Source organism: Kitasatospora sp. MBT66 (assembly GCF_000710405.2).
In the GTDB taxonomy this organism is placed as follows: Bacteria; Actinomycetota; Actinomycetes; order Streptomycetales; family Streptomycetaceae; genus Kitasatospora; species Kitasatospora purpeofusca.
This window is the reverse complement of the sequence record NZ_JAIY01000002.1, coordinates 102,723-125,679: the sequence shown is the minus strand read 5'-3', so window position 1 is coordinate 125,679 and position 22,957 is coordinate 102,723. Positions and strand designations below refer to the sequence as shown.

The 22,957-nt window shown below is 74.6% G+C and carries 16 protein-coding genes and 1 pseudogene; 13 read left to right on the top strand and 4 right to left on the bottom strand.

The window, feature by feature from the left end; translation table 11 throughout:
* Window positions 1-399: 399 nt before the first annotated feature.
* On the top strand, window positions 400-4,383 hold the full coding sequence (locus BI06_RS01940; protein ID WP_043464408.1) for an ATP-binding protein: 3,984 nt from the start codon (window positions 400-402) through the stop codon (window positions 4,381-4,383).
* A 55-nt stretch (window positions 4,384-4,438) separates the two neighbouring features.
* On the opposite strand, the gene BI06_RS01935 is transcribed toward BI06_RS01940, so the two are convergent.
* On the bottom strand, window positions 4,439-5,152 hold the full coding sequence (locus BI06_RS01935; protein WP_043464405.1) for a TNT domain-containing protein: 714 nt from the start codon (window positions 5,150-5,152) through the stop codon (window positions 4,439-4,441).
* A gap of 394 nt (window positions 5,153-5,546) precedes the next feature.
* On the opposite strand from BI06_RS01935, the gene BI06_RS01930 reads away from it, so the two are divergent.
* Window positions 5,547-6,269 (top strand): DsbA family oxidoreductase, encoded by a 723-nt coding sequence (locus BI06_RS01930; RefSeq protein ID WP_030393997.1) that lies wholly within the window; start codon window positions 5,547-5,549, stop codon window positions 6,267-6,269.
* Between the two features lie 64 nt (window positions 6,270-6,333).
* Window positions 6,334-7,791 carry an NAD(P)/FAD-dependent oxidoreductase gene (locus BI06_RS01925; RefSeq protein ID WP_043464401.1) on the top strand — a complete coding sequence of 486 codons (1,458 nt, stop codon included), beginning with the start codon at window positions 6,334-6,336 and terminating at the stop codon, window positions 7,789-7,791.
* Window positions 7,792-7,857: 66 nt separating this feature from the next.
* Here the strand turns inward: BI06_RS01925 and BI06_RS01920 are convergent, their stop codons facing one another.
* Entirely contained in the window at window positions 7,858-8,817 is a 960-nt protein-coding gene (locus BI06_RS01920) for a GlxA family transcriptional regulator (RefSeq protein WP_043464543.1), read from the bottom strand.
* A gap of 104 nt (window positions 8,818-8,921) precedes the next feature.
* On the opposite strand from BI06_RS01920, the gene BI06_RS01915 reads away from it, so the two are divergent.
* The 10 genes and pseudogenes from BI06_RS01915 to BI06_RS01875 all read left to right on the top strand — a co-directional run bounded on the left by BI06_RS01915 (window position 8,922) and on the right by BI06_RS01875 (window position 20,731).
* Entirely contained in the window at window positions 8,922-9,605 is a 684-nt protein-coding gene (locus BI06_RS01915) for an MBL fold metallo-hydrolase (RefSeq protein WP_082558202.1), read from the top strand.
* Window positions 9,606-9,758: 153 nt separating this feature from the next.
* Window positions 9,759-11,369, top strand: a pseudogene (locus BI06_RS01910) (AMP-binding protein); the annotation flags it as partial.
* A 3-nt stretch (window positions 11,370-11,372) separates the two neighbouring features.
* Complete coding sequence (locus BI06_RS53075; protein WP_233289981.1) at window positions 11,373-11,822, top strand: thioesterase family protein; 450 nt, start codon at window positions 11,373-11,375, stop codon at window positions 11,820-11,822.
* Between the two features lie 104 nt (window positions 11,823-11,926).
* The gene (locus tag BI06_RS01905; protein WP_082558208.1) at window positions 11,927-14,242 is read left to right on the top strand and encodes an FAD-dependent monooxygenase; all 2,316 of its coding nucleotides are present in this window, start codon (window positions 11,927-11,929) and stop codon (window positions 14,240-14,242) included.
* 35 nt (window positions 14,243-14,277) lie between these two features.
* Window positions 14,278-15,282, top strand: coding sequence for a carbon-nitrogen hydrolase family protein (locus BI06_RS01900; RefSeq protein WP_043464394.1), 1,005 nt, complete (start codon window positions 14,278-14,280; stop codon window positions 15,280-15,282).
* The gene (locus tag BI06_RS01895; protein ID WP_030394004.1) at window positions 15,279-16,394 is read left to right on the top strand and encodes a cupin domain-containing protein; all 1,116 of its coding nucleotides are present in this window, start codon (window positions 15,279-15,281) and stop codon (window positions 16,392-16,394) included. The genes BI06_RS01900 and BI06_RS01895 overlap by 4 nt, the downstream gene beginning before the upstream one ends.
* A 16-nt stretch (window positions 16,395-16,410) precedes the next feature.
* The gene (locus tag BI06_RS01890; RefSeq protein ID WP_030394005.1) at window positions 16,411-17,331 is read left to right on the top strand and encodes a fumarylacetoacetate hydrolase family protein; all 921 of its coding nucleotides are present in this window, start codon (window positions 16,411-16,413) and stop codon (window positions 17,329-17,331) included.
* Window positions 17,332-17,365: 34 nt separating this feature from the next.
* Window positions 17,366-18,127 carry an Asp/Glu racemase gene (locus BI06_RS01885; RefSeq protein WP_043464389.1) on the top strand — a complete coding sequence of 254 codons (762 nt, stop codon included), beginning with the start codon at window positions 17,366-17,368 and terminating at the stop codon, window positions 18,125-18,127.
* 97 nt (window positions 18,128-18,224) lie between these two features.
* On the top strand, window positions 18,225-19,091 hold the full coding sequence (locus BI06_RS01880; RefSeq protein WP_051740118.1) for a PaaX family transcriptional regulator C-terminal domain-containing protein: 867 nt from the start codon (window positions 18,225-18,227) through the stop codon (window positions 19,089-19,091).
* Window positions 19,088-20,731, top strand: coding sequence for an amidohydrolase (locus tag BI06_RS01875; RefSeq protein ID WP_082558200.1), 1,644 nt, complete (start codon window positions 19,088-19,090; stop codon window positions 20,729-20,731). Before BI06_RS01880 ends, BI06_RS01875 begins: the two co-directional genes overlap by 4 nt.
* Before the next feature lie 7 nt (window positions 20,732-20,738).
* Here the strand turns inward: BI06_RS01875 and BI06_RS01870 are convergent, their stop codons facing one another.
* Window positions 20,739-21,293, bottom strand: a complete 555-nt coding sequence (locus BI06_RS01870) for a hypothetical protein (RefSeq protein ID WP_233289980.1) — start codon at window positions 21,291-21,293, stop codon at window positions 20,739-20,741.
* Between the two features lie 137 nt (window positions 21,294-21,430).
* The gene (locus BI06_RS01865; protein ID WP_043464383.1) at window positions 21,431-22,855 is read right to left on the bottom strand and encodes a short-chain fatty acyl-CoA regulator family protein; all 1,425 of its coding nucleotides are present in this window, start codon (window positions 22,853-22,855) and stop codon (window positions 21,431-21,433) included.
* Window positions 22,856-22,957: the final 102 nt, after the last annotated feature.

The following is a 22,957-nucleotide window of genomic DNA, read 5'->3' as shown; positions in this document are numbered from 1 at the left end:
ACCACCGCCCGTACGCCCGCCCACCGGACCGCATGTCGCGCTGCACCACCGCTCCGGGAGCCAGGGTCGCCCCGAGGACCCCGGAGCCGACGAGCCCAGCGGCCACGTCATCCGCGTGACGCAGCCCGCCGCGCTGGACGGCGGCCTCGCCCTGGCCCGGGCCCTGCGCCCGTTGCGCCGCGCGGTCGACGCCCCCGGTCGGGCCACCCTCGACGAGGAGGCGACGGCCGAGGCCACCGCCGAGACCGGCATCCTGCTCCCGGCCTGGCGGCCCGCCCAGCAACCGCGCTTCTCGGTCGACCTGCTGGTGGACACCGGCGCCACCATGGCCGTCTGGCACCGGTTGGCCGGCGAGCTGAGCACCCTGCTGGAACGGCACGGCGCCTTCGCCGACGTGCGGTGCTGGGCGCTGGACACCGATCGGAAGATCCCGACGCTCGCACCGTTCCACCGGCGCCGCCCGGACGCACCCGCCGCCGCCAGGGTCGACTGGTCCCGACCGCTCAACGACCCGACCGACCGACGGATCCGCTCGTCCTCACCGACGGCGTCGGCCCGGCCTGGTACGGGAAGGAGCTGCCGAAGTTCCTCGCCGCCGTCGCCGCCGCCCGGCCCGCGGCCGCGCTCCAGGTGCTGCCCCGACGGCTCTGGCACCGGACGGCGCTGCGCACCGCCCTCGTCGCCGCACGCGCCTCCGTGGCGGGCCGGCCCGTCCCGGCCTTCCGCTCGGACGCCGCCCTGCCCGGCATCCCGCCCGGCAGCCGGGGCGCCGAGGCCCGGGCGGCCATTCGCTGGCTGCCGGTGCTGGAGGTCGACGCCGACTGGATCACCCCGTGGGCCGACCTCACTGCTGGCCGCACCTCCGGGTGGACGCCGATGCTCGCCGCACCGATCGCGGGTATGCCCGAGCGGCCGCGTCCGACCCGTCCGGCCAGCAACCCGGCCACGCCCGCCGAACGTGTCGCCCGGTTCCGGGCCGGCAGCTCGCCCGCCGCGTACCGGCTGGCCTGCCACCTGGCTGCGGCGCCGCTCAGTCTGCCGGTGATGCGGCTGGTCCAGCGGGCCGCCGTGCCGGAGTCCGGGCAGACCGACCTCGCCGAACTGTTCCTCTCCGGGCTGATCGCACCCCGGGGCGGCGCGGCCACCGACCCGGACGAGCAGGTCTACGACTTCCGGGACGGCGTGCGGAAGGAACTGCTCGCCGAGCTGACCCGCACCGAGGCCGTCCAGGTGCTGGAGCACGTGCTCACCAAGGTCTCCGGCCGGGTCGCGGCGACCTTCGGCGGCACCCGCGACTTCCGCGCCGTCGCCAGGCTGGTCGGTGCGGTCGACGTGGGCGAGGAGGCCGGCGGTGAGGTGCGGCTGTCGGCGCGGAGCCTGCCGTTCGCCGAGGTCGCGGTGACGGTCCTCGCGAGCGCGGGCGGCCAGCACGCAGCACTGGCCGCGCGGCTGGCCGCGGCGGTGACGCGGACGGCGCGTCGTGAGGCGGAGGCGACGCCGACGCCCCGGCCGGACCCGCCACTGCTCCGGCCCGATCGGCTGTCCCCGGTCCGGCCGGTCCTGAGCCCACCGGAACCGCCGAGGATGATCGGACGGAAGCGCGAACTCGCCGCTCTGGCAGCCGCCTTCGACCCTGGCCGGGCGGCGTCCGGACCGCCCGAGCAGCCTGCCGTGGTCGTCGTCGTCGGCGACGCCGGTATGGGGCGACGCCGGTTGGTCCAGGAGTACGTCCAGGCGTACGGCGGGCGCCACAGCTTCACCCACTGGATCGACGCGCACTCGCCCGGCTCCCTGGAGCTCGGGCTCGGTCAGCTCTGGTCCGCCCTCTCCCCTGCCGACGAACCCTACGTCGCGTCCTCCCCGGCCGCCCTGCGCGATCGGCTGGAACGGCATCGGGACTGGCTCGTCGTTCTCGACAGCTTCCCCCAGGACGGCTGGCCCGCCCAGCCCGGGTACCGGTTCTCCTTCGAACCCCTCGGGCGGGGTTGCGTGCTCGTCACGACGGGCGACCCCCAACTCCGGCCGACGGGCGTCACGATCGTCGAACTCCGAAGCCTCGACACCGCCGAGGTGCTGGACGAGCTGGTGGCGCGGCTGGGCCCCGCGTACGCCCCGGACGACTCCGGCCAAGCCACGGCCCTGCGACGGTTGGCACAGCGCCTGCCGCACATGCCGGACGTCCTCGCCGAGACGGACCTCGACGCGGAACTGGCGCGCGCCCTGCCCGCCGCGACCGACCCGCCGCCGCCGCCGATCCGAACGAACAGCGACCAGGTCGTCGTCTACACTACGATCCAGGGCCTACCGGTGATGCTGCGCCTTCCGGTCCCGAGCCCCACGCGGTACCGGATCCCCGCACCGTCCCCTGCGTTCACCGGCCGCGCCGAGGCACTGGCCACCCTGCTGTCGTTCCTGAAGCCCTCGGAACCCAAACATTTTCCGAACCGCGCCACCCTCGTCACCGGTTCCCCAGGCGTAGGGAAGTCCGAGCTTGTCCGCCAAGCCGTCGGGACGGCCCTGGGAAACGGCTGGTACTCCGGTGGAGCGCTCTACCTCGACCTGCGCGAGCATCCGAACAGCTCCGCGCCGTCCGACCCGCAGGCTCCGGCTGTCATCCTGCAGGCCCTGGGCGTTCCGGCTGACATCGTGCCGCCGGACCCCCGTGACCGGCTCAACCTTCTCCGGGACTATCTCGGTCAACTCAGCATGCAGGCCGGACCGCTCCTGCTTGTACTCGACAATGCGCCACCGCACTTGGACCTCGCGCCGTGCCTCCCGTTCTACAGCTCAGTCACTGTCCTCGTCACCTCCCGCCATTCGCTGCCGATCGGCGCCGCCCTGCTCGACCTGGGGACAATGACCCCGGAGGATTCCGTCCAACTCCTACGCAACGGGGTGCGGGCGTCCCTGCCGGGCGACGAACGTGCCGGGGGCCCACCCGGTCCCTGGCTGGCGCTGGCCGAGCTGTGCGACGGTCTGCCGCTGGCGCTGACGATCTGCGTCGACCGTCTGGCCGATCAACCGGCCCTCCCCGTGGCCTCCCTTGTCCGGGAGCTGAATGACCCCCCCTTCCTGCTCGACGGGCTCAGTAATCGCGCGCGGAGCATGCGGGTCGCCTTCACCGAGTCGTACCTGGACCTGTCGAGCAGCGAGAGCCGGTTGTTCCGCCTGCTCTCCGTGTACCCGTACTACGAGCTGTCCGCCGACGTCGCCGCAGGCGTGGCGAACCTCGACATCCTGGTGGCGGAGCAGCTCATGGCCGCCCTTGCCCGGGCCCATCTGGTGGAGCCGGGCCCGACCCGGGACCACTGGCGGCTCCCCCCGTTGACCCGGCTCTACTCCCTCAGCCGGGGCCAGGCCAACGCCGATGTCGACGATCGGGACGTCGCACTCGACCGGCTGCTGGTCCACTACCAACTGGAGATGGACGCCGCTTCCGCGCCCGGTGGGCTTCGATCCGGCGTCCGCTTCCGCGATCCCGAGCGCGCCCGGGCCTGGCTGGAGGCGGAGCGGCCGATCCTGGTCGCGCTGGCCGAGTACGCGGCCGAGCACGGTGGAATCGACGCAGCCTTCGCGTTCACCCGTTCTCTGCTGCGGATCCTCCTCGGCGACCGGCAGTTCGACGACCTGACCACCATCGCCGAGAGCATGCGGGCGATCGACCACCGCCGGGGCGACAACACGGTTGCCGAGTGGTTCCTGCGCGCCCTCGTCCAGGCCCTGAACGAGGCCCGGATCCGGACCGTGGACCTGCCCGCCGAAGATCGGGCGGCGCTCGACCGGCTGTTCCGGCTCTTCTCCGGGGAGGAGGAGGCCCGGACCAACCAGCTCTATCTGGCCATTCAGTTCCCGGACGCCGACGAGGCAGCGGTCCTCCTCCTGGAGCAGATCCTCGGCGAGGTCCAGCGCGCCTCCACCATCGAGAGCGGGCTCAGCCGGCCGTCGCCCGGGTTCGGGGCCGAACTGCTGCTCGCGTTCGTCGAACCGGGCGATCCCCTGGCCACGGCCGGGCGCACTGTCCTGGACCTCTGGGAGCGGATCAAACGGCTCTCCCCCGCCGACCGGCCGCGGACCCCGATCATCGTGTCCGTCCTGCACGGCAGCCACCCCGAACACCTGCCCGGAGCCGACCTGTTGAGGAGAATGATCGCCGGGGACCGCCACGTCCGCGACCGGCCCGTCACGGCCGTCGCCGTCTCCCGGCCGGTGTTCGACATGCTCACCGAGCAGTTCGGCACGGACATCACCGTGCGATTCAGCCTGATGCCGATCGAGGGCGCGGAGCCACCGGCCGAGGACGCCATCTACCTGTACAACGGGGACCCGCAGCTCCTGGGCCTGATCCTCTCCCATCCGACGGCCGGCCGGATCATCGAATCGTGAGTCCGCACGCCCCACCAGTGGCGGTGGGGCGGGCGGGCCTGTGGTCGCGCGGGCGTCAGGCGAGGCAGGCGGCGTCGGGCAGCGCCTCCAGGTACTTCCGGTCCAGCAGGGTCTTGACGTTGTAGGAGTCGCTCCCGAACTCGACGGGCTTCAGCTTCTCGTTCAGGTACTGCTGGATGCCCCGGCCGGGCTGGGCGAAGCCGGAGGCGATGCCGCCCTGTTCGACCTTGAAGGGCAGCTTCACGCCGTAGCAGTGGTAGCTGTCGACCTCCTTGCCCTCCTCGACCACCGGGTTGAGGCTGTCCGGCGGGAGCGCGCGCTCGGGGAAGGACGTGCCGGTCTTCGACAGGTAGCGGCCGTAGTAGAGCCCGAAGCGGTCGAGCTTGGTGCCGGTGGGGATCTCGACGGTGGTCCGGTCGATGGTGCCGTTGACGTCGCGGAAGCCGTCCTCGGCCGGGTACTTCCAGTCCAGGCCGTCGCGGTACCAGGAGAGGAACTGCTGCGGCGTGAGGCCGCCGAAGCGGTCGTAGCCCTTCAGCAGCTTCGCGACCCCGGTGGGCAGGTTCCTGGGGCCGAGCTCCTTGAAGCCGCAGTAGAAGTTCTTCTTGTCGTCGGGGGTCGGCCGGTACTGCTCGCTGGGGCAGTCGGTCGGGTCCGCCTGGGCCTCGGTGACCGGGAGCGTGGTGGCGGCGGCGCTCTGGGTGGCGGCGGTGCCGGTCACCAGCAGGGCGGCCGCCAGGGACAGGGCGGCGAGATGGCGGGAACGCATGGGGGTGGGCCCTCCGGGGGGGGTGGCAGGGGTCCGGGCCGGGCGCGCAGGGGAGCGCCCGGTGGGACGGAAGGGATTGATCGACAACGGGTCGATCGGCACCGGAAGCTACACGCCACCGCGGCATTGATTCGTGGGCGAAACGCCCACCCCGGCCCCATTCACCCGACCGGCGGAGGTCCGCCGTGACCGGCGCCAATTCCACGGGCGGAAAGGGGCTTTCGCCCCGACCGGGGCCAGCGCCGGCTCCGACCCCGGCCCCGACCCCGGTCCCGGTCCCGGTCCCGGTCGCCGAGCAAATGGTTCACGAGGAGAAATATCTACTTCTTCACGGATGTTCTCCCCGGAGTGTGCGCGGGAAGGGCCCGCCACCAGGCGAGGACAGGAGCGACCCGTGCGCGTCGAGATCTGGAGCGACATCAACTGCCCGTGGTGCTACATCGGCAAGGCGCGGTTCGAGCGGGCGCTGGAGCGCTTCCCGCACCGGGAGGCCGTGGAGGTCGTCCACCGGTCGTTCGAGCTCGACCCCCGGGCGCCGCAGGAGGCCCGGCCGGTGGTGCCGCTGATCGCCGCCAAGTACGGGCTCGGGCTGGAGCAGGCCGAGGCGGCGGAGCAGCGGATCGCCGATAACGCCGAGGCCGAGGGGCTGGCGTACCTGCGCTCGGGGCGTGATGCCGCGAACTCCTTCGACATGCACCGCCTGCTCCACTTCGCGGCCGAGCACGGGCGGCAGGCGGAGCTGCTGGACGCCCTCTACCGGGCCAACTTCGCCGAGGAGCGGTCCGCGTTCGCGCCCGGGCGGCTCGCCGAGCTGGCGGTCGAGGCCGGTCTGGACGGGGCGGAGGCGGCCCGGGTGCTGGCCGATCCGGACGCCTACGCGGAGGCGGTGCGCGAGGACGAGGCGACGGCGAGCGCGATGGGTGCCACCGGGGTGCCGTTCTTCGTGCTCGACCGGCGGCTCGGGGTCTCGGGCGCGCAGCCGACCGAGACCTTCACGGCGGCGCTGGAGCAGGCCTGGGACAGCCGGACGGTCGTACCGCTCGTCACCGTCGGCGGGGACGGCGGCGGGGACACCGACGCCTGCGGGCCGGAGGGCTGCGAGGTGCCGCGGCGCTGACGGCGCCGACGGTGACGACGCCGCGGACGCCGCCCACGGACGGCCGATGCGGGATGCTGACCGCATGAGTACCGCGGTAGTGGTGGGCGGCGGGCCGAACGGGCTCGCCGCCGCCGTCCGGCTGGCCCGGGCGGGTGTGCGGGTGACCGTGCTGGAGGCCGCCGGGGAGATCGGCGGCGGGGCGCGCAGCGGGGAGGCGATCGTGCCTGGGCTGCTGCACGACCACTGCTCGGCCATCCACCCGATGACCATCGGCTCGCCCTTCCTGCGCGGCCTCGGCCTGGAGCGCTTCGGGCTGGAGTTCCGGCTGCCGGAGATCGACTGCGCGCACCCGCTGGAGGACGGCACGGCCGGAGTCCTGCACCGCTCGGTCGCCGCGACGGCCGACGGGCTCGGGGGCGTCGACGGCCGGCGCTGGCGGCAGCTGTTCGAGGGGCCGGTCGCGGGGTACGACCGGCTCGCCGACGACCTCATGGGCCCGCTGCTGCGGCTCCCCCGCCACCCGGTGCGGCTCGCCCGCTTCGGCGCGCCCGCCCTGCTCCCGGCGACCGCCGTCGCCCGGGCCTTCAGCGGGGAGCGGGCCCGGGCGCTGTTCGGCGGGGCCGCCGCCCACGCCTTCCAGCCGCTGGACCGGCCGCTCAGCGCCGCCGTGGGCCTGGGGCTGCTGACCGCCGGGCACCGGTACGGCTGGGCCGTGGCCGTCGGTGGCTCGGGGGCGATCACCCGGGCGCTGGCCGCGCTGCTCACCGAACTGGGCGGGGTCATCGAGACCGGTGTCCCGGTCCGCTCGGCGGACCGGCTGCCGCCCGCCGACCTCGTCCTGTACGACCTCGCGCCCGGCGCCGTCGCCGCCGTCCTCGGCGACCGGCTGCCGACCCGGACCGCCCGTGCCTACCGCCGGTTCCGGCACGGCCCGGGCGCGTTCAAGGTGGACTTCGCGGTGGCGGGCGGGGTGCCGTGGACGGCCGAGCCGGCCCGCCGCGCCGGGACCGTCCACCTCGGCGGCAGCTTCGCCGAGCTGGCGGCCGCCGAGCGCGACGTGACCGCCGGGCGGATGCCGGAGCGGCCGTTCGTACTGGTCGGCCAGCAGTACCTGGCCGACCCCGGCCGTTCGGCGGGCGACATCCACCCGCTGTGGACGTACGCCCATGTGCCGCACGGCTGGACCGGGGACGCCACCGAGGCGGTGATCGCCCGGATCGAGAGCTTCGCACCCGGCTTCCGCGAGCGCGTCCTCGGCATGACCGTGCGCCGCCCGGCCGACTTCGCCGCCGACAACCCCAACTTCGTCGGCGGCGACATCATGACCGGCGCCAAGGACGTCCGTCAGCTGGTCCTCGGCCCCCGGGCCACCCTCCACCCCTACGCCACCGGGCTGCCCGGCCACTACCTCTGCTCCGCGGCGACCCCGCCCGGGCCCGGCGTCCACGGCATGTGCGGGGCCAATGCGGCGGAGGCGGCCCTGCGGTGGCTGCGCGGGCGGCCTGCCGGCGGGCGGGGGCGGGGCACGGCGCGCGACTGACGGCGGACAAGGCGCCGGGGCAAGGGCGGGGGCCCGGCCTCGTCACCTGGTCAGCCGGTCACCCCGTCACCCCGTCACCCGGGAGAACGAGCGGCGGTAGACCCGGGGCGGGACGCCGCGGCGGCGGACGAAGCGCTCCCGCAGGACCGCCGCGCCGCTGTAGCCGACCCGGCGGGCGATCTCCTCCACCGGCAGGTCGGTGGTCTCCAGGAGTTCCTCGGCGGCGGTCAGCCGCAGCTCGCCGAGCCAGGCGTGCGGGGTGGTGCCGGTGGCGGCGGCGAAGCGGCGCAGGAAGGAGCGCTTGCTCATCACGGCGCGGCGGGCCAGTTCGGCGACCGGCAGCGGCCGGTGGAGGTTGGCGCGGGCCCAGCCGAGCAGTTCGGCGAGTCGCTCGTCCTCGCCGTCCTCGGGCACCGGTGCGGCGAGGTACTGGGCCTGGCCGCCGTCGCGGTGGGAGGGCAGCACCATGTCCCGGGCGATGTGGTTGGCGACGGCGGCGCCGTGCTCGCGCCGGATCAGGTGCAGGCAGAGGTCGAAGCCCGCGGCGGCGCCGGCACCGGTGGTGATCCGGCCGTCGTCCAGGTAGAGCGCCTCGGGTTCGACGGTGACGCCCGGGTGGCTGCGGGCCAGCAGTCCGGCGAAGCGCCAGTGGGTGGTGGCGCGGCGGCCGTCGAGCAGTCCGGCGGCGGCGAGCGCGAAGGTGCCGACGCAGTGGGCGGCGACCAGGGCGCCGCGGTCGTGGGCGGCCGCCAGGGCGTCCAGGACGGCGGGCGGGGGCGGGGTGCGGAAGCCGGCACCGGGGAGGGCGAGCACGAGGTCGGCGGCGGCGAGCCGGTCCAGGCCGTGCGCGATCGCCAGCGGCACGCCGAGGTCGGTGTCGACGCCGCCGGGGCGGTCGGCGCAGAGGGCGAAGTCGAAGCCCGGCAGTTCCGCCCCGTGCGGGCCGAAGACCTCGGCGACGATGCCGACGGCGAGCATGCCGGCACCGGGCGGGACGTAGGCGGCGACGGTGCTGAAGGGGGCCATCCGCGGAGTGTGGCACAGCGGGCGGCGGGCGGTCGGCATTTTTCCTGCGATCGCTGGCATCTGTGCCACTCGTCGGGGGCGTGGGCGTTCGACAGGATCGACGCATGACGAACGCACCGATCGCGAACGCCCCGCTGACCGACGCTCCCCTCACCGACGCTCCCCCCATCAACGCCCCTCTGGCCGACGCACCGCCGGCGGACGCTCCGCTCGGCCGCAGCGCCGCCTTCCACGTCCTGACCACCGGCTACGTGGGCTCCACCGGCCCCGGGGTCGCCGCCACCGTCTCCTACGTCACGGACGCCGGACGGCACGTGGTCTTCGACCCGGGCATGGTGGCGAGCCAGGACGACATCCTCGGCCCGCTGGCCGCGCTGGGGCTCGGCCCCGAGGACATCACCGATGTGGTGCTCAGCCACCACCACCCCGACAACACCATGAACGTGGGCCTCTTCGGCCGGGCCCGGGTGCACGACCACCGGGTCGAGTACCGGGGCCACCAGTGGACGAACCGGGACGCCGAGGGGTACGAGCTGACCCCGTCCCTGCGGCTGATCCGCACGCCCGGGCACAGCGCCGAGGACATCACGCTGCTGGCCGGGACGCCGGAGGGCGTGGTCGCGTTCGCCGGCGACCTGTGGTGGCACGCGGCCGGACCGGCGGAGGACCCGGTGGCTCCGGACCGCGAGCTCCTGCGGGCCTCCCGGCTCCGGGTGCTGGCCGCCGCGGACCTCGTCGTGCCCGGTCACGGCGCTCCCTTCCGCGGCGACGAGTCCACCCCGCGGTAGGGCGGGCCGCGCGGTGGGCGCCCGGCGGCGGGCGGGGGTCGGGACAGAGGCAGGGGCAGGGGATGGGCCGAATGTATGTATCGCTCTCTTGACTGGCGTCACCGAAGCGCGATACTTGCCTCACTCCCGCTCGCCCGATGAGGTGGCCCACCCATGGAGCTCTCGCCCTCCGCGCACGTGGACACGTTCTGTCGCGACAACCTGCCACCCTTCGAGGAGTGGCCCGAATTCCTCTTCGACCTACCGGAGTTGGCCTATCCGGACCGATTGAACTGCGCACACGAGCTGCTCGACGCGACGATCGAGCGGTTCGGCCCGGACCGGCGCTGCCTGGTCACGCCGGACGGCGTCTGGACGTACGGCGAACTGCGCGGTCACGCCGACGCGGTGGCCCGGCTGCTGACCGGGCAGCTGGGCCTGGTGCCCGGCAACAGGGTCCTGTTACGGGGGCCCAACGCACCCTGGCTGGTGGCCTGTTGGCTCGGGGTCCTGAAGGCCGGCGGGGTGGTGGTGACCACCATGCCGCTGCTGCGGGCGGCCGAGCTGACCGCCCTGCACGAGGTCGCGGCGCCCGTACTGGCGCTCTGCGACCACCGCTTCCTCGCCGAGCTGGAGCAGGCCGCGACACCCGGGCTGACCGTGGTGCCGTACGGCGGCCCCGGACCCGAGGACCTCACCGCGCGCTGCGCCGCGACGGCCGGCCCGTTCACCGCCGTCCCGACCGCCGCCGACGACGTCGCGCTGATCGCCTTCACCTCCGGCACCACCGGACGGCCCAAGGCCACCCTGCACTTCCACCGCGACGTGCTCGCCAACGCCGACACCTTCTCGCACCACCTGCTGCGGCCCACCGCCGACGACCTGTTCGCCGGCACCCCGCCGCTCGCCTTCACCTTCGGGCTCGGCGGCCTGGTGGTCTTCCCGATGCGGGCCGGCGCGGCCACCCTGCTACTGGAACAGGCCACGCCGGAGCAGCTGGCCGAGCACGTGCACCGGCACGGCGTCGACGTGCTGTTCACCGCGCCGACGGCCTACCGGGCGATCCTCGCCTCCGGGCTGGCCGACCGGCTCGCCGGGGTGCGGCGGTGCGTCTCGGCCGGCGAGCACCTGCCGGCCGCCGTCTGGGAGGCGTTCCGCGAGGCCACCGGGCAGCGGCTGATCGACGGCATCGGCGCCACCGAGCTGCTGCACGTGTTCATCTCCGCCGCCGACGGGGACATCCGCCCCGGCTCGACCGGCCGCCCCGTGCCCGGCTACCGGGCGGCGATCCTGGACGAGCAGGGCCGGCCGGTGCCGGACGGGCAGCCCGGGCGGCTCGCGGTCAAGGGTCCCACCGGCTGCCGCTATCTGCGCGACGAGCGTCAGCACGAGTACGTGCGCGACGGCTGGAACCTCACCGGGGACACCTACGTGCGCGACCCGGACGGGTACTTCTGGTACCGGGCGCGCAATGACGACATGATCGTCTCCTCCGGCTACAACATCGCCGGGCCCGAGGTGGAACAGGTCCTCGCCGACCACCCCGACGTCGCCGACTGCGCGGTGGTCGGGGCGCCGGACGAGCGGCGCGGCACCGTGGTCAAGGCCTATGTGGTGCTGCGCGCGGGCGTCGCCGCCGGGCCGGACACCGTCCGCGCGCTCCAGGAGCACGTCAAGCAGGCCATCGCGCCCTACAAGTACCCGCGCGCGGTCGAGTTCGTCGACGCGCTGCCGCGCACCGCGACCGGGAAGCTGGCCCGGGCCGAGCTGCGCCGCCGGGCCGCCCCCGTGCCGGCGCCCTCGACGGAGGCCGCGGCCGGTCCGCAACCCGCCAGTGTGACCGTCGAGCGGCGGGTCGAGTGGTCGGACACCGACGCCGCCGGGCACTACCACTTCTCGGCCGTCCAGCGCTGGGCCGAGGCCGCCGAGGCGACGCTGCTGCGCCGGCTGGGCCTGGACGGGCTGTTCGGCCGGATCCCCCGGGTGCACTTCGAGGCCGACTACCGCGAACGGCTGTGGTTCGGCGACCTGGTCCGGGTGGAACTGCGGGTCGAGCGGGTCGGCGGCTCCTCGCTGCACTACGCCTTCGAGGTGCACGGCCCGAACGGCCCGGCCGCCGGCGGGCGGATGTCGGTGGTGCACGCCGCGCCGCACGCCAAGGGCACCGAGCCCTGGCCGGAGCCGGTGCGCCGGGCGCTGACCGGGGCCGGACGGCAGGATCCGGAGGTGATCCGGTGAGCACGGCAGAGGGTCGTAGGACAGCCGGGGCCGGGGCCGCCCGCCGGGTGGCGGTGATCGGCGGCGGTCCGGGCGGGCTCTACTTCGCCGCCCTGGCCCGCCGAATGGCGCCGGAGCGGGAGATCACCGTCTTCGAACGGGACGGCCGCGAGGACGAGTTCGGCTTCGGGGTGGTGTTCTCCGACGAGACGCTGGACGGCATCGCGCAGGCCGACCCGGCCGTGTTCGCCGCGATGGGCGCCGAGTTCGCACGCTGGAGCGACATCGACGTCCGGTACGCCGGGCAGGTGCGCACCAGCGGCGGCCACGGGTTCGCGGCGCTGGACCGCAACCGGCTGCGCGCGATCCTGCAACGGCGCTGCGACGAACTGGCGGTGGACGTCCGCTACCGCACGCCCGCACCCCCCGTCGGGCAACTCGTCGAGGAGTACGACCTGGTGGTGGCCGCCGACGGCATCAACTCGGCGACGCGGGCCGCGTACGCCGACACCTTCCGGCCGGAGCTGGACCAGCGGCACGCCCGCTACATGTGGCTCGCCACCGACAAGGTCTTCGACGCCTTCACCTTCCTCGTCGAGCGCTTCGACTTCGGGGTGCTCCAGGTGCACGCCTACCCGTACAGCGCGCAGCGGTCGACCTTCATCGTGGAGATCGCCGAGGACGCCTGGCGCCGGGCGGGCTTCGAGGCCGTCGCCGACCGGGAGTTCGCGCGCGGTGAGAGCGACGAGGAGAGCGTGCGGCGCTGCGCGGAGCTGCTCGCCCCGCACCTGGAGGGGCACCGGCTGATCCCCAATGCCTCTCGCTGGATCCGCTTCACCACGGTGCGCAACGCCACTTGGCGGCACCGGAACGTGGTGCTGCTCGGTGACGCCGCGCACTCCGCGCACTTCTCGATCGGCTCGGGCACCAAGCTGGCCCTGGAGGACGCCCTCGCCCTGGCCGCGAGCCTGGGCGAACAGCCCACCGTGGAGCAGGCGTTGGCGGCGTACGAGGCGGAGCGGCGGCCGGTGGTGGAGTCCACCCAGCGGGCGGCGCAGGCCAGTCTGGAATGGTTCGAGACGATCGACCGGCGGACCGGGCAGGACGCCGACCGGTTCGCGTTCAATCTGCTCACCCGCAGCCGCCGGGTCACCTACGGCAACCTCCGGGACCGCGACCCCGGGTTCGTCGCGGCGGTGGAGGCGGCGTTCGCGGGCGGTGCCGATCCGGCCGGGGCGGCGGCGGCGCCACCGATGTTCCGGCCGCTCAAGCTGGCCGCGCTGGAGCTGCGCAACCGGGTGGTGGTGCCGCCGCTGGCCACCTTCACCTCGCCCGACGCGCTGCCCAGTGCCTTCGACCGGGCCCAGCTGACCGCCCACGCGCTCGGCGGCGCCGGGCTGGTGATCGCCGGGATGACGGCGGTCACGCCGGAGGGCCGGGCCACCGACCACTGCCCGGGCCTGTGGAACGACCGGCAGGAGGCGGCCTGGCGCGAACTCCTCGCCGACGTCAGGGCGGTCAGCGACACCCCGGTCGGGATCCAGCTCACCCACGCCGGGCGGCGGGCCGCCACCTCGGTGCCGGGACCGGACGGGATCGGCCGTCCCCTGGGCGCAAACGGCTGGCCGCTGCTGGCCGCCTCGCCACTGCCCTGGGACGCCGGGAGCCCGCTTCCGCACGAGGCCAACCAGATCGAACTCGCCGCCGTGGTCGCGGACTTCGCCGCCGCCGCCGAGCGTGCGGCGCGGATCGGCTTCGAGGTGCTGGAGCTCCAGTTCGGCCACGGCCACCTGCTCTCCGGCTTCCTGTCGCCGCTCACCAACCGGCGCACCGACCGCTACGGCGGCCCGCTCGCCCAGCGGTTGCGGCTGCCGCTGGAGGTGCTGGCGGCGGTCCGCGCGGTCTGGCCGGCCGGACGGCCGCTGCTGGTGCGGATCTCGGCGAGCGACTGGGCACCGGGCGGCACCACCGAGGCGGAGGCCGTCGCGATCTGCCGGGCCCTCGGGGACGGCGGGGCGGACGCGGTGGACGTCTCCACCGGCGAGGTGGTGGCGCACCAGCGGCCGCCGTACGGGCGCGGCTACCAGACGCCGTTCGCCGAACTGGTGCGCGCGGCCACCGGCCTGCCCACCGTCGCGGTCGGCGCGATCTCCGGGCACGACGACACCAACTCGGTGCTGCTGGCCGGGCGCGCGGACCTGGTCGCGGTCGGCCGGGCCCAGCTGCACGACCCGCTGTGGACCCTGCATGCCGCCGCCGAGCAGGGGTACACCGGCCCTGGTGCCCGCTGGCCCGAACCGTGGGCGGCGGGCAGCCGGCGCCCGCCCGGGCCGGGATCCGACCGGGTGGCGCCGAGGCTGCGGCTGGTGCGCGAGCCCGAGCCGCCGGTGCACCGGCGCTGGCGGCCCGACCGCCCGGGCGACGCCGACCGCATCCAGTAGTACACCGACCGCACCCAGCGCACCGAGGAGGCACGATGACCGAGCCGATCGCCGCCGCACTGCGGCGCCCGCGCTTCACCGCGGCCGCCGTACAGGCCTCGCCCGTCTTCCTGGACCCCGCCGCCACCGTGGCCAAGGCGGTCGCCCTGATCCACGAGGCGGCCGAGCACGGCGCCACCCTGGTGGTCTTCCCCGAGGTGTTCGTCCCCGGCTACCCGTACTGGAACTGGACCATGAACCCGGTCCAGGGCTCGCCCTGGTACGAGCGCCTCTACCGCGCCTCGGTGGACGTGCCGGGCCCCTACGTCGACGCGCTGCGCGCCGCCGCCCGCCGGGCCGGCGTGGTGCTGGTGATCGGCGTCAACGAGCGCGGCCGGCACAGCCTCGGCGTGCTCTACAACACCGTGCTGGTCATCGACGCCGACGGCGAACTGCTGAGCGTGCACCGCAAGCTGGTCCCCACCTGGGCCGAGAAGCTGACCTGGACCCCGGGCGACGGCAGCACGCTGCGGGTCCACGACACCGCCGTCGGCCCGCTCGGCGCGCTGGCCTGCGGCGAGAACACCAACCCGCTGGCCCGGTTCACCCTCCTCGCGCAGGGCGAACTCGTCCACGCGGCCTGCTACATCGCGCTGCCGGTCGCCCCCGAGGACTACGACATGGCGGAGGCGATCGCGCTGCGCGCCGCCGCGCACTGCTTCGAGGGCAAGGTCTTCACCGTGGTCTCCTGCTCCACCGTCTCCCCCGAGATCGTCGACGCCATCGCCGGCGAGGACCAGCAGCTGCGCAAGCAACTCTCCCGCCCGCGCAGCGCGTTGTCCGGGATCTTCGGGCCCGACGGGCGCGCGGTGACCGAGCCGCTGGTGGACGTGGAGGGGATCGTGTACGCCGAGATCGACCTCGGCGACTGCGTCCGGCCCAAGCAGATGCACGACATCGTCGGCCACTACAACCGCTTCGACGTCTTCCGGCTGCACGTCGACAACCGCCCGCTGCAGCCGCTGACCTTTCCCGAACCGCCCCCGAAGGAGGAGGAATGACCGACTACGACGACGACCGGATCGGCCGCGCCCGGGTCGCCGACAACCCCGAACTCGCCGCCTACTACGAAGAGCTGGCCAAGGTCGACGCGGGCGCGCTGTGGACCGTGGCGAACGAGATCGAGCCCTGGTACCCGCAGCCGAAGTCGGTGCCGGTGCTCTGGCGCTACGCCGACCTGCGGCCGCTGGTCCGCAAGGCGCTGCCCCTGGTCAGGGCCGACGACGCCGGCCGCCGGGTGGTCATGCTGGTCAACCCGGGCCGCCGCGAACTCAGCGCCGCCGTCGGCCTGCTGTACACCGGCCTGCAGATCATGGGCCCCGGCGAGGCGATGACCGCGCACCGCCACCAGGCCTCCGCGCTGCGCTTCGTGCACGAGGGCACCGGTGCCTGGACGATCGTCGACGGCCAGAAGCTCAAGGTCGGCCCGCGGGACTTCGCGATCACGCCCAACGGCGCCTGGCACGAGCACGGGAACGAGTCCGAGGACGCCCCGGTGATCTGGCAGGACGGCCTGGACATCCCGCTGGTCAACATGCTCGACGCCAACTTCTACGAGGTGCACCCCGAGCTGTACCAGCGGCCCGGACCGGTGGCCAACTCCTCCCTGCTCAGCTACGGCGGCAACCTGCTGCCGTACGGCGTCGAGAAGTGGACCCGGCCGTACTCGCCGCTGCTCGGCTGGCCCTGGGAGCCCAGCTACCACGCGCTCACCCGGCTCGCCCGCGCCACCGAGGGCTCGCCCTGGGACGGGGTGATCATGGAGTACACCAACCCGGTCACCGGCGGCTCGGTGATGCCCACCATGGGCGCCCACCTCCAGCTGCTGCGCCCCGGCCAGGCCACCCGGGCCCACCGGCACACCGGTTCGGTGGTCTACACGGCCGCCAAGGGACGGGGCGTCTCGGTGGTCGCCGGCCACCGCTTCACCTGGCAGCAGGGCGACATCTTCGTGGTGCCGTCCTGGGCCTGGCACGAGCACGCGAACCTCGACCCCGGCGAGGACGCCTGCCTGTTCTCCTTCAACGACTTCCCGGTGATGCACTCGCTCGGCCTGTACCGCGAGGAGCCCTACCCGGAGCACGACGGGCACCAGCCCACCACCACACCGTGACCAGGAGCGCACACCCATGCGGCTGTTGACCTACTGCATCCCCGGCGACGACACCCCCCGCCCCGGCGCCCTGCTCACCGGGGACCGGGTCGCCGACCTGACCGCCCTCGCCTCCGCCGCCGGCGTCCGGCTGCCCCCCGACCTGCTGGGCCTGGTCGCGGCCGGCGAACCGGCCCTGGCGGCCGTCCGCGACCTGCTCGCCGGCGCGACGGCCGACGGCTCACCGGCCGAGGGCCCCGCGGTCCGCCCGCTCGCCGAGGTGTCGCTGCGCGCCCCGCTGCGACCCGGCAAGATCGTCGGCGTCGGGCTCAACTACGTCGAGCACGTCGCCGAGTCGCACCGCACCCTCGACACCGAGCGCGAACTGCCCGACCGGCCGGTGCTGTTCAGCAAGCCCTCGACCGCCGTCACCGGCCCCGGCCAGCCGGTCCTGCACAACGCCGAGCTCACCAAGCAGCTCGACTGGGAGTGCGAACTCGCCGTCGTCATCGGCACTCCCGCCTTCCGGGTGGCCGAGGCCGACGCCCTGCGGCACGTCTTCGGCTACAGCATCGTCAACGACATCAGCGCCCGCGACCAGCGCCGCTCCGGCCAGTGGTTCTTCTCCAAGGGCCAGGACAGCTACGCGCCGTTCGGCCCGGTCGTGGTGACCGCCGACGAGATCCCCGACCCGCAGCGGCTCGACCTGTCCCTGCGGGTCAACGGCGAACTGCGGCAGGACTCCAACACCCGCCACATGCTGTTCGGCATCGCCCGGCTGATCGCCGACATCTCCTCCGGCGTCACCCTGGAACCCGGCGACGTCATCGCCACCGGCTCGCCGTCCGGCGTCGGCGCCGGGATGGTGCCCCCGCAGTTCCTCCGGCCCGGCGACCTGGTCGAGGCCACCATCGAGGGCATCGGCACCCTCGCCAACCCCGTGGTCGACGCCCGCTGACCGGCCGCCCACCCCCGCAGAGGAGCCCGCCCCGATGACCACCAGCTACCGGATAGGCCAGATCGTCCCGAGCTCCAACGTCACCATGGAGACCGAGGTGCCCGCCCTGCTCCGCGCCCGCGAGCAGGTCGCACCCGAGCGCTTCACCTTCCACTCCAGCCGGATGCGGATGACCCGGGTCACCCCCGAGCAACTGCGCGCCATGGACGCCGAGTCCGACCGGTGCGCCGCCGAACTCTCGGACGCCCGGGTCGATGTGCTCGGCTATGCCTGCCTGGTCGCCGTGATGGCCAACGGCCCCGGCTACCACCGGGAGGCCGAGCAGCGGCTGCACCGGCGCACCGTCGAGAACGGCGCCGCCGCGCCCGTGGTCACCAGCGCCGGCGCGCTGGTGACCGGGCTGCACACGCTCGGCGCCCGGAAGGTCGCCGTGGTCACCCCCTACCTGCGCCCGCTGGCCCGCACCGTCGTCGACTACCTCGGCCACGAGGGCATCGAGGTGGTCGACTTCGCGGCCCTGGAGATCGCCGACAACCTCGACGTCGCCGCCCACGACCCGGCGAAACTGCCGGACATCGCGGCCGGCCTCGCGCACAGCCGGGCCGACGCGGTGGTGCTGTCCGCCTGTGTGCAGATGCCCTCGCTGTCGGCGATCGAGGAGGCCGAGCAGCGGCTCGGCAAACCGGTCGTCTCGGCGGCCGTCTGCACCACCCACCAGCTGCTGCGCGCCCTCGGCCTGCCGGCCTTCGCCCCCGGTGCCGGCCACCTGCTGTCCGGGGAGTTCGCAGAGGCCTGAACCGCCGCCGGGCCCGGACCGCCTCGGCCGGAGCCGGGACCCGCCCCTGCCGAGTGCCACCGCTATGATCACCACGAGCCGTCGGGAGGAGATCCGGATGACCGAGAGCACGCCCCGGCCGAGCTCGCTGATCCACACCGTCTACGGCGAGTTCGTCCGCCGTCTCGGCGGCTGGATATCCATCGCCGACCTGATCGCCCTGATGGCCGAGCTGGACGTCGACGCACCCGCCGTCCGCTCGGCCATCTCCCGTCTCAAGAAGGCCGGGACCCTGCTCCAGGAGCGCGGCGACGGGTCCGGCACCGGCTACCGCCTCTCCCCCGCGATGGGCCCGGTGTTCGAGGAGGGGGACCGCCGGATCTTCCGCAGCCTGGAGCCCGCCGAGCTCGCCGACGGCTGGGTGGTGGCCGTCTTCTCCGTCCCCGAGTCCGAACGCGCCCACCGCCACACCCTGCGCTCCCGGCTCAGCTGGCTGGGCTTCGGCAACGCCGCCCCCGGTGTCTGGCTGGCGCCCGCCCGGGTCCTGCCCGACGCCCGGCGCCTGCTCGAACGCCTCGGCCTGGACGCGTACGTCCACCTCTTCCTCTCCGCCGAGTACGCCGGATTCACCGATCTGCGCACCGCCGTCGCCGCCTGGTGGGACTTCCCCGCCATCGAGGGCCAGTACGCCGCGTTCACCGACACCTGGCGGCCCGTCCTCGCCGCCCGCGGCGGCAACCCCGGCTCCGGCCCCGACCCGGCCGAGGCGTTCCGCGACTACGTCCCGATGCTCACCCAGTGGCGGCGGCTGCCCTACCTGGACCCCGGGCTGCCCGCCCCGCTGCTGCCGCCCGACTGGAACGCCGTCGCGGCCCGGGCGGTCTTCACCGGACTCCACACCCTGCTCGCCGGGCCGAGCCTGCGCCATGTCGAAGAGGTCACCGGGCTGGTGACCGCCGCCCACCACCGCCAGGAGCCGTGTTGACCCAGCAGCCCCACCAGCCCCGGCCCGGCCGACCGACTGCCGATCTGCTGATCCGCGCGGCCGCCGTGCACACCCTCGTCCCCGGCGAGCCGCCGCGGCGCGCCGTCGCCGTCACCGGGGACCGGATCACCGCCCTGGCCGCCGACCCGCACGGCCTGGACGGCCTGATCGGCCCCACCACCGAGGTCGTCGACGCGCCCGGGGCGACCGTGCTGCCCGCCTTCGACGACACCCACACCCATCTGATCCTCGCCGGACACAGCGTGCACGGCGTGCCCGTCCACCGCGCCACCGACCTGGCCGGGTTCCTCGCCCTGCTCCGCGAACGCGCCGCCGCCACCCCCGCCGGGGACTGGATCACCACCACCGTCAACTGGCAGGAGCTCAACCTCGCCGAGCAACGGATGCCCACCACCGATGAGTTGGACAGCGCCACCGACCGCCACCCGGTCCTGGTCCGCCGCGGCGCCTACAACATGGTGCTCAACTCGGCCGCGCTGCGGCTCGCCGGCATCACCGCCGCCACCCCCGAGCCGCCCGGCGGCGTGATCGAGCGCGACGCCGAGGGCCGCCTCACCGGTCGCCTGATCAACAAGGCGATCGAGCTCGCCGAACGCGTCCTGCCCCGGCCCGGCCTCGCCGAGCGGATCGACGGACTGCGCGCCGCCTCCGCCGCCTACGCCGCCACCGGGATCGGCACCGTCCGCGACTGCCTGGTCCCGGTCGAGGACCTCGACGTGCTGCGCGCCGCCCGCGCCGAGGGCGCCCTCTCCGTCCGGGTCCGGGCGCTGGTCTCCGGCTTCGCCGTCCGCACCCCCGAGGAGGTGGAGACGCTGCTCGACCGCGTCGACGCCTGGCGCGCCGCCGGCCACGAGGACTCCGAACTCTCCGTCTGGGGCGTCAAGTTCGGTATCGACGGCGGCTTCGAGGCAGGCGCCCTGGAGGAGCCCTACCAGGGGCAGCCCTGCTACCACGGCCGGCTGCTGTGGGAGCCGAAGGAGCTGGCCGACGCGGTGGACCGGGTGGTCGGGCGCGGACTGCGGGTCGGCGTGCACGCCTGGGGCGACCGGGGCCTGCGCACCCTGCTCGACGTCTTCGAGGAGGTGCTCGCGCACCGCCCCGGACTGCCCGCCGGCACCCTGGTCGTGGAACACGGCGGGCTCGCCCGCGCCGAGCAGCGGGCCAGGGCCGTCGCCCTCCGCATCCCCGTGACCGTGCAGCACCCGCTGCTGCACGACGGCGCCCCCACCCAGCAGCGGGCCTGGGGCGAGGAGCGCACCCGCGCGCTGTTCCCGCTGCGCGAGTGGCTCGACGAGGGCGCGATGCTGGCCGCCGGTTCGGACTTCCCGGTCGGCCCGTACGGCGCGATGCTGTCGGTCTGGGGCATGACCACCCGCCGCACCGTGGCCGGGGTGGTCGGGGCGGAACACGCGATCGAGCGGTCCGAGGCGATCGCCCTGCACACCTCGGCGGCGGCCCGGCTGACCGGGGAGAGCGCGGACCGGGGTGCCCTGCGGCCGGGCGCGTTCGCCGATCTGACGCTGTGGCCGAGCGACCCGCTGAGCTGCCCGGTCGAGGAGCTGCGGGGGCTGCTGCCCGACCGTACGGTGGTCGGCGGGCGGACCGTGCACCGGCGCTGATTTCTCGTCAGTCCCCGTTCGTGCGGGCGGGGTTGTCGAGCGGCCGCACCTCCTGGAGCAGGCCCCAGGTGAAGTCCGCCGTGCGGGCCTGCGGCTGCCCGTCGGCGTCCGGGGCCGTGAAGTCCAGCCGGAACCGGTTCGGCGCACTGCCCTCGCGCGGCACCGCGGGCGGGAACGCCGCGCCCAGATCGGCCACCACACAGCTCCACGGCTCCAGGTCGGCGAGCGCGCGGAGCACCGGCGGCGGGGTGTCCGCCGCCCGCACCAGCCAGGCGTTCAGCACCGGCGCGCCCGCCTCGGCGGGACCGGTCAGGACCTCGAACCGCAACCCGGGCCAGAGCGGCAGCGCCCACTGCCGGGCGGCGCACGCCAGGTCCCCGATCCGCCGCTCCACCACGGCCTCCGGCGGCCCGAGCACGGCCGTGTACCGACGCCCGCCGCCCGGGAACCCCGGCGCCCTGAGCATCGCCTGCCAGCGCTTGTTCGCCTCCCGCATCCCCGCCCTGGTCTCCCCCAGCCGACGGACCGCGTCCTCGACCAGCTCCGGCCGGAAGTCCGCCATCCGGCGCAGCAGGACCAACTGGAACTCCGTCACCCCGAACCCGTGCACCCCGGCAGGCTACCGGGCGGGCCGCCCCGCGACCGGCCGGACACGACCCACGGACACGACCGCACGACCGCACGGCCCGTGCCGCACGGTCAGCCGGTGTCGCCGGGGCGGGTCGGGTACGGCGCGAAGGTGCTGCTGTGCTCGTCCACCGCGAGCGGGCGACCGATCGGCGGGGCGGAGCGCTGCGGGCAGGCGGCCCGTTCGCAGACCTTGCAGCCGAGGCCGATCGGCGTGGCCGCGGCTTCGTCGGTGAGGTCGAGACCGGCCGAGTACACCAGCCTTGAGGCGTGCCGCAGTTCGCAGCCCAGACCGAGGGCGAAGGTCTTTCCGGGCCGCCCCCAGCCGCCCGGCGAACGGGTGACGGCGCGGGCGGTCCACAGGTAGCGGCGGCCGTCCGGCATCGCGGCCACCTGGACGTGCACCCGGCCCGGGGCGGCGAAGGTCTCGTAGACGTTCCACAGCGGGCAGGTGCCGCCGGTGCGGGAGAAGTGGAAGTCGGTGGCGGACTGCCGCTTGGAGACATTGCCCGCCCGGTCGACCCGGACGAAGGAGAACGGCACCCCGCGCAGTCCGGGCCGCTGCAGGGTGCTGAGCCGGTGGCACACCGTCTCGTGGCCGACCGAGAAGTGGTCGGCGAGGTGCTCCAGGTCGTAGCGGGACGTCTCCGCCTCGCCGTGGAACGCCCGGTAGGGCAGCACCAGCGCGGCGGCGAAGTAGTTCGCCAGGCCGATCCGGGTGAGCGCGTGCGCCGGGGCGCCCTCCGGGCTTTCCTGCGCGGCGAGTTCGCTGAGCAGCGCGTCGTGTTCGAGGTAGCCGAGCTGGGTGGCGAGCCGGAAGGCCTGCTGGCCGGGCCGCAGCCGGGGCGAGAGGTGGAGGGTGCGGCCGACCGGGTCGAAGTGGTGCAGCCGGTCGTCCTTCCCGCCTGGCCCGGTGCTCACCCGGACGGAGTGCGCCTCGGCCAGCCGGTCGGTCAGCGCGGTCCGCACCCGGCCCCGGCGGACCCCGATGCGCGCCGCCAACTCCTCCGCCGCCCGGTCCAGTTCGTCGACGTAGTTGGCCCGCCGGTAGAAGAACTCGCGGACCTGCTCGTGCGGATTGCGGGCCTCGGTCAGGCCCGCGGCCGGGCCGCGGTCCTCGGCCAGCACGGCGAGTTGCTCGGCGGCGGTGTGGCGACGGCGGTCCACGTCGAGCAGCAGGGCGGCCACGGCGGGCAGCCGCTGGGCCAGTTCGGCGAGGTCCCCGGCGGTGATCCGCCCGGCGGCAACCTCCTCGCTCAGGGAGTCGCGCAGTTCGGCAGTGAGCCGGGCGGTGTCGGGCGGGGCGAAGTAGCCGGCCTCCACGCCGAACGCCTCGGTGAGCCGCAGCAGGACCGGGACGGTCAGCGGGCGGGCGTCGTGCTCCAGCTGGTTGAGGTAGCTGGGCGAGAGGTCGAGGAGGCGGGCGAGCGCGGCCTGGCTGAGGCCGCGCTCCTCGCGCAGCCGGCGCAACCGCGCCCCGGCGAAGGTCCTGCCCATGTGTCCCGGCCTCCCTGGTCGACGGGCGCCCACCCTAGCCGTTCGGGCCCGCTCCGGCCTTCGCAGCCTTCGCCGATTCGCCGTTCCGGCTTCGCAGAACTT

Excerpts from the sequence above, each read along its gene's own strand:
- BI06_RS01935 (WP_043464405.1), bottom strand. The coding sequence starts at position 5,152 with ATGCGTTCCCGCCATCTCGCCGCCCTGTCCCTGGCGGCCGCCCTGCTG.
- BI06_RS01925 (WP_043464401.1), top strand. The coding sequence starts at position 6,334 with ATGAGTACCGCGGTAGTGGTGGGCGGCGGGCCGAACGGGCTCGCCGCC.
- BI06_RS01920 (WP_043464543.1), bottom strand. The coding sequence starts at position 8,817 with ATGGCCCCCTTCAGCACCGTCGCCGCCTACGTCCCGCCCGGTGCCGGC.
- BI06_RS01915 (WP_082558202.1), top strand. The coding sequence starts at position 8,922 with ATGACGAACGCACCGATCGCGAACGCCCCGCTGACCGACGCTCCCCTC.
- BI06_RS01905 (WP_082558208.1), top strand. The coding sequence starts at position 11,927 with ATGGCGCCGGAGCGGGAGATCACCGTCTTCGAACGGGACGGCCGCGAG.
- BI06_RS01900 (WP_043464394.1), top strand. The coding sequence starts at position 14,278 with ATGACCGAGCCGATCGCCGCCGCACTGCGGCGCCCGCGCTTCACCGCG.
- BI06_RS01895 (WP_030394004.1), top strand. The coding sequence starts at position 15,279 with ATGACCGACTACGACGACGACCGGATCGGCCGCGCCCGGGTCGCCGAC.
- BI06_RS01890 (WP_030394005.1), top strand. The coding sequence starts at position 16,411 with ATGCGGCTGTTGACCTACTGCATCCCCGGCGACGACACCCCCCGCCCC.
- BI06_RS01885 (WP_043464389.1), top strand. The coding sequence starts at position 17,366 with ATGACCACCAGCTACCGGATAGGCCAGATCGTCCCGAGCTCCAACGTC.
- BI06_RS01880 (WP_051740118.1), top strand. The coding sequence starts at position 18,225 with ATGACCGAGAGCACGCCCCGGCCGAGCTCGCTGATCCACACCGTCTAC.
- BI06_RS01870 (WP_233289980.1), bottom strand. The coding sequence starts at position 21,293 with ATGGCGGACTTCCGGCCGGAGCTGGTCGAGGACGCGGTCCGTCGGCTG.
- BI06_RS01865 (WP_043464383.1), bottom strand. The coding sequence starts at position 22,855 with ATGGGCAGGACCTTCGCCGGGGCGCGGTTGCGCCGGCTGCGCGAGGAG.